A 1,052-nucleotide genomic window follows, 5' to 3' on the forward strand; every position below is an offset into this window, starting at 1 on the left:
TATATACCACAAAACATTTACTGCCACAGCAAACGATATGCTATATTGAGATGGTGCAAACAGAGACGCTGTGTGTAATTGCATAAAATATAGCGGAGAATGGACAGCGTGACGAGTCCGTAGCTCATTAAAGTGCGCTAACCCCTCGCTAGTCTGTGCTGTCATAGATTCAAATAAATATTTCTGAGAAAGCCACTTAGCCCCATCGCTACTGCTATAGTTAAAAACTTCCTCTTTATCGTTGTTTGCATGGAAATAGTTTGTTGTCTCATCAAACGAAAGACTTTTTTTCTGCCCTGCGTAGTAAGACACTACAAGCAGTTGTGCTATGACTATTACGACAAGTATAGCCCAGTCTCTCTTTAAGAACCAGCTAATCAACCCAGTCCAAAATAAAAGCATGACTATACAGACACCCACAATAGCCGAAACGACAAAGGGCAGGATGAAACTGTCGGGTAATACTACTTGCTGGCTCAGATAAGCCCGTTCAACCTCCATAGATAGCCCTGCTTTACCTTCAAAGTTTATGCGAAACTCACTCCACTTGCCCGCTGCAAGACGCCTAGATGTATTAAAGCCATCGTGAACACCGTCATAAAAGAACCGCAACATTACATTTGGGTGAAATAATGGTTTCGCACTTGATAAACTAGCATTAGGATTATCGGTATATGACACATAGACGTTTCCTACCCTATCATCATTGCGATTTAATCGTGACACTACAAGGGTCAATCGCCTGTAATCTTTTGCCGCTCTATCATTTAGAGCAAGTGTTATAGCACCATTACCCGATTTGCTCCTGATTACATTCTTGTCCACTCCAACAACACTAAAGTGAGCTAAATTTTTGTATAACTCCTGCTGATTAAGCTCTAAATATTTTTGCCATCTAAGCGGAACGCCCAGCTGCCCCGCCACAACGTAGGCTACAAGGCAGTAGGCACACATAACCGTGATTAGCGAGGCAGACAGACAAAGCGACATTTTGAATTTCATACGCCGCTATCCCAGAGCCATACAAGGACTGTTGATGGGGGGGGGGGGGG

At 43.3% G+C, this 1,052-nt stretch carries 1 protein-coding gene; it reads right to left on the reverse strand.

What is annotated here, in order from left to right; translation table 11 throughout:
* The coding region (locus AC1MDJ_RS08005) for a hypothetical protein (RefSeq protein ID WP_479690390.1) at nt 1-1,002 on the reverse strand (1,002 nt) is incomplete at its 3' end.
* Between the last annotated feature and the right edge of the window lie 50 nt (nt 1,003-1,052).

This window comes from Candidatus Termitispirillum reticulitermitis (genome assembly GCF_054655775.1).